The following is a 4,188-nucleotide window of genomic DNA, read 5'->3' as shown; positions in this document are numbered from 1 at the left end:
TTTGTTTCTTTGATAAATAGAGGAGCACCGATTGACATCACATCAGTCGGTGCTCCTTTTATTTATTCTTTTTAATTAATTTATACAATGCCTGTTGAGCGTGTTGATTCGCTTCTTTGTTTTGTTCTCTCGGTATCCATTTAACAAATAATAAATCAAAATCTTTTTCAAATATTTCTATTTGATCAAAATAAGGTTTGAAATTTGCGTTTTTCACATAACCAGCTTCAATGCTATCTGCAATTAGCTTTGAGTCTGTATATAATAGTGCGTTTTGAACATTTAATTCACGTGCATGTTCTAGTGCATAAATACATGCAGCCCATTCTGCAGTGTGGTTATCCATTTCGCCTAACTCATGTGTATATGTATAATGCTGCTCATCTTCTTTGATTACAATGGCACATGTACTTATGCCTGGATTTCCTTTCGTCGCAGCATCAAAATTTATTTTCGCCATAATAAACCTACTTTCTATTCAATACTTAGTTAAAGTTACTATTACTGTAATACAAAATATGTTGGGTAATCCATTAAAAAACACGCATCACTTAAATAAGTAACACGTGTTTAAAATACTCGCTGATTCAAAGATGATTTTCTAATAAGTAGTACTGTAATATACTTCCTAAAAAAATCATCTTCAGGCTGGGACATAAATCAATGTTCTATGCTCTACTATGTTATATTGGCAGTAGTTGACTGAACGAAAATGCGCTTGTAACAAGCTTTTTTCAATTCTAGTCAGGGGCCCCAACACAGAGAATTTCGAAAAGAAATTCTACAGGCAATGCGAGTTGGGGTGTGGGCCCCAACACAGAAGCTGACGAAAAGTCAGCTTACAATAATGTGCAAGTTGGGGATGGACCCCAACAAAGAGAAATTGTATTCCCAATTTCTACAGACAATGCAAGTTGGGGTGGGACGACGAAATAAATTTTGCGAAAATATCATTTCTGTCCCACTCCCTTAAAACTTATTCTTTAGTGTGGTAAGTGCGTTAATAGCCTTGATCTAACTTATCAATCTTACCTTTACGATAAAATGATTTAGCAATATATCCAAATGGTACATTGAAAACTGTTGAAGCTAATTTTAGTACGTACGTTGTAATAAATATTTCAAATACAACTGTACCAGGTAAACTTCCGATAAATGCGATAGCTACAAATAAAGCTGTATCAATTATTGAGCTTAAAAATGTACTACCATATGCACGGATGAAAAACGTTTTATCAGAACTAAATACTTTTTTAATTAGTGAAAAGATAAATACATCAATATGTTGACCAATAATATATGCGACGATTGAGCCTAAAGCAATACGTGGCACAACATCAAAGATTGCGTGTAATGCTTTTTGTGCCATATCTTCTGGTGCAGGAATAAAATGTAATGACAATTGCATAACAATAATCATAATTAATGTTGATGAAAAGCCTAACCAAACTGCTCTTTTTGCAACTCTACGCCCATAAATATCGTTTAATATATCTGTTGCTAAATAAATAGAAGCAAACATGACATTACCTAAAGTTGCTGAAATACCAAAGATTTCTACAGTTTTAATCACTTGTATGTTTGCAATGATTGTGCCAATTGCAACCCATGCAATTAAACCTTGTTTACCAAAAAAGCGATACATAAGTACCATAAGCACGAACGTTGCAATAAACGTAACTAGTCCTAAAATTTCATTATACATATTAAAATGTCCTCCTAAATTTTGATCATGCGGGTGTTTAGAAACCGCTCAATAAATAACTAACTCATTTTACTGAAAAATCGTTTGCGATGCAATAGCATTTGAATATAAATACATTTTACGTATAGAATTGTAAAAGGTTTCATTCAAATCTTAGGGTCAAAAATGTTATAATATTTTTATGTCAAATTTAAAACAGTAACACTTATTTACAAGGTTGCAATATTTTGAAGTAATAAAGGAAGTGTCGCGTATTTTAACTTTTTCAGAGCAAAATGCACTCGCGAAAATAGATGATTTAATGAATACTTATTGCAATCAATGTCCAATCAAAACTCGTCTGCGTAAATTAGAGGGGAAAACGAAGGCGCATCATTTTTGTATCAATGAGTGTTCAATAGGGAAAGAAATAAAACAATTAGGAAATGAACTTCAATAGGAGGAAGTCAAATGAAAATTATATCTATATCAGAAACACCGAACCACAACACAATGAAGATTACACTTAGTGAAAGCAGAGAAGGTATGACATCAGATACGTATACTAAAGTTGATGATTCACAGCCAGCATTTATTAATGACATCTTAAAGGTTGAAGGCGTTAAATCAATTTTCCATGTTATGGACTTTATTTCAGTAGATAAAGAAAATGACGCAAATTGGGAAACAGTATTGCCAAAAGTAGAGGCTGTATTCGAATAAATTTTTCATCAACTAGTATTCGGGGGGAATAAAGTATATGGAAATTTTACGTATAGAGCCAACACCAAGTCCAAATACAATGAAAGTTGTTTTGTCATATACAAGAGAAGACAAGTTATCTAATACTTATAAAAAAGTAGAAGAAACACAACCAAGATTTATAAATCAGTTGTTATCTATAGATGGTATCACTTCCATTTTTCATGTCATGAACTTCTTAGCTGTTGATAAGGCACCAAAAGCTGATTGGGAAGTCATATTACCTGATATTAAAGCTGCTTTTTCTGATGCGAATAAGGTTTTAGAATCTGTAAATGAACCTCAAATTGACAATCATTTTGGTGAAATTAAAGCTGAATTATTAACTTTTAAGGGTATACCGTATCAAATTAAGCTAACTTCTGCTGACCAAGAATTAAGAGAACAATTACCACAAACATATGTTGATCATATGACTCAAGCGCAAACAGCACATGACAATATTGTTTTTATGCGTAAATGGCTAGATTTAGGAAATCGCTATGGAAATATTGAAGAAGTAATGGATGGTGTCCTAGAAGAAGTGCTAGCTACCTATCCAGAATCACAGTTACCCGTATTGGTAAAACATGCTTTAGAAGAAAATCACGCAACTAATAATTATCATTTCTATCGACATGTCTCTTTGGATGAATATCATGCAACTGATAATTGGAAGACTCGATTACGAATGTTAAACCATTTTCCAAAGCCGACTTTTGAAGATATACCGCTACTTGATTTAGCTTTATCTGATGAAAAAGTACCGGTTAGACGTCAAGCGATTGTATTATTAGGTATGATTGAAAGTAAAGAAATTTTACCGTATTTATATAAGGGGCTTCGTGATAAAAGTCCTGCTGTATGAAGAACAGCAGGGGATTGCATAAGCGATTTAGGGTATCCAGAGGCACTACCAGAAATGGTGCTACTATTAGATGATCCACAGAAAATCGTTAGGTGGCGTGCTGCTATGTTTATCTTTGATGAAGGTAATGCAGAGCAGCTTCCCGCACTAAAAGCCCATATTAATGACAATGCGTTTGAAGTTAAATTACAAATTGAAATGGCCATATCTCGTATTGAAAACGGAGATGAGGCACTTGGTTCAGTATGGAAACAAATGGCAAACAGAACAATTTAATTGGAGGAATTAAATATGAATGCATATGATGCTTGTATGAAAGAAATTGCGCAACAAATGCGTGGCGAATTAACTCAAAATGGTTTTACAAGTTTAGAAACGAGCGAAGCAGTATCGGAGTATATGAACCAAGTAAATGCTGATGACACTACTTTTGTAGTTATTAACTCTACATGCGGCTGTGCAGCTGGATTAGCAAGACCAGCTGCAGTAGCAGTTGCAACACAAAATGAACATAGACCTACAAATACAGTTACAGTTTTTGCTGGGCAAGATAAAGAAGCAACTGCTACAATGCGAGAATTCATTCAGCAAGCACCATCTAGTCCTTCGTATGCTTTATTCAAAGGTCAAGATTTAGTTTATTTTATGCCTAGAGAATTTATCGAAGGTAGAGATATTAATGACATTGCAATGGACTTAAAGGATGCCTTTGACGAAAATTGTAAATAGTACACATAAATAAATATAAAGGTTAACACATTTTATAATATTAAAAATGGTGTCTGTCATTGAAAATAGAGAATATAGTTGTATTCTATTTGTTAAATAAAGTCCGTTTTTACCAACTATATTTTCTAGAAATTTAACTGTTTTAATAGGACATCAAACATAATAT

At 33.3% G+C, this 4,188-nt stretch carries 5 protein-coding genes and 1 pseudogene; 4 read left to right on the top strand and 2 right to left on the bottom strand.

The window, feature by feature from the left end:
* Nucleotides 1–58: 58 nt before the first annotated feature.
* Nucleotides 59–460 carry a ribonuclease HI family protein gene (locus KI230_RS07150; protein WP_001062936.1) on the bottom strand — a complete coding sequence of 134 codons (402 nt, stop codon included), beginning with the start codon at nt 458–460 and terminating at the stop codon, nt 59–61.
* 540 nt (nt 461–1,000) lie between these two features.
* Complete coding sequence (locus tag KI230_RS07145) at nt 1,001–1,705, bottom strand: queuosine precursor transporter (protein WP_000282171.1); 705 nt, start codon at nt 1,703–1,705, stop codon at nt 1,001–1,003.
* Between the two features lie 244 nt (nt 1,706–1,949).
* Between KI230_RS07145 and KI230_RS07140 the strand changes: the two genes are divergently transcribed.
* From KI230_RS07140 to brxA, 4 genes and pseudogenes are all read left to right on the top strand, one after another.
* A complete protein-coding gene (locus KI230_RS07140) occupies nt 1,950–2,144 on the top strand; it encodes a zinc-finger domain-containing protein (protein WP_001795441.1) in 195 nt (64 codons plus the stop codon).
* 11 nt (nt 2,145–2,155) lie between these two features.
* The gene (locus KI230_RS07135; protein ID WP_000691942.1) at nt 2,156–2,407 is read left to right on the top strand and encodes a NifU N-terminal domain-containing protein; all 252 of its coding nucleotides are present in this window, start codon (nt 2,156–2,158) and stop codon (nt 2,405–2,407) included.
* A 37-nt stretch (nt 2,408–2,444) separates the two neighbouring features.
* Nucleotides 2,445–3,569, top strand: a pseudogene (locus tag KI230_RS07130) (virulence factor).
* A 15-nt stretch (nt 3,570–3,584) separates the two neighbouring features.
* Entirely contained in the window at nt 3,585–4,022 is a 438-nt protein-coding gene (gene brxA / locus KI230_RS07125) for a bacilliredoxin BrxA (protein WP_214958243.1), read from the top strand.
* Nucleotides 4,023–4,188 lie beyond the last annotated feature (166 nt).

Origin of the sequence: Staphylococcus sp. MZ3, assembly GCF_018622755.1 — a bacterium.
GTDB classification, from domain to species: domain Bacteria; phylum Bacillota; class Bacilli; order Staphylococcales; family Staphylococcaceae; genus Staphylococcus; species Staphylococcus aureus.
Note: the sequence above shows the minus strand (reverse complement) of the source record. Positions and strands in the feature narration are given on the sequence as shown.

Excerpts from the sequence above, each read along its gene's own strand:
- KI230_RS07150 (WP_001062936.1), bottom strand. The coding sequence starts at position 460 with ATGGCGAAAATAAATTTTGATGCTGCGACGAAAGGAAATCCAGGCATA.
- KI230_RS07145 (WP_000282171.1), bottom strand. The coding sequence starts at position 1,705 with ATGTATAATGAAATTTTAGGACTAGTTACGTTTATTGCAACGTTCGTG.
- KI230_RS07135 (WP_000691942.1), top strand. The coding sequence starts at position 2,156 with ATGAAAATTATATCTATATCAGAAACACCGAACCACAACACAATGAAG.
- brxA (WP_214958243.1), top strand. The coding sequence starts at position 3,585 with ATGAATGCATATGATGCTTGTATGAAAGAAATTGCGCAACAAATGCGT.